Source organism: Undibacterium sp. Ji83W (assembly GCF_049340385.1).
Lineage (GTDB): Bacteria > Pseudomonadota > Gammaproteobacteria > Burkholderiales > Burkholderiaceae_D > Undibacterium.
On the sequence record NZ_JBMPOZ010000066.1, the window covers coordinates 1 to 664 of the forward strand.

Annotated in this window: 1 protein-coding gene; it reads right to left on the minus strand. The window is 50.9% G+C overall.

Annotated elements, in window-relative coordinates; all coding sequences use genetic code 11:
- The coding region (locus ACO0LD_RS31760; protein WP_423013530.1) for an IS110 family transposase at window positions 1–470 on the minus strand (470 nt) is incomplete at its 3' end.
- Window positions 471–664: the final 194 nt, after the last annotated feature.

Genomic DNA, 664 nt, shown 5'->3' on the forward strand with positions numbered 1-664 from the left:
GCCTTCACTTTTAGTGACGGCGCTCCATCACAGGTCAGGCGTAAAGCCGTCTTCAGAGAAACAATTTTAGCCCTGCGTTTAAGCAGCTCATCCATCGTGCGTTGCTCCGGCGTAGCCGGTTCATAACGACGCAGTTCCTTGACTTCATGTGCCAGGTAACGTGCAATGAGCATGGCATCGACGTTGTCAGTCTTGGCACGCGCCCCGACTCCTTTTGCATAATGACGGGTATCTTTAGGATTGAGTACATAAACATGCAAGCCCATCTGGAAAGCCAGGTCAGCCAGCACCTGATGATAGGTGCCAGTTGCCTCCATCGCAATAGAAGAGCCAGGTGGCAGTTGTTTCAGGAATTTCTTTAAAGCAGCTAATTCATTCGCAATACCATGCACCGGGAAACTGCTTTCAGAGCAGGCGACAACGACCTCAGATTTCGCCACATCAACACCTATGAATAACGGGGATTGCATGATTGCCTCCTTATCGTTAAAGTGAGAATGTTGGGGTGGCCACTTCTTCACGTTAGCTTGCACATATCGGCGGTATTGGTTGGCAGGCCTATTGACCGCTGGATTCCTCATCGACGTTGAAGAGGTGGGGTGGGAGAGTTCTAATCGAGTCTGTCAGTGAAAACTGCAGATGCGCAGCGTTGTCCCTCCACCCC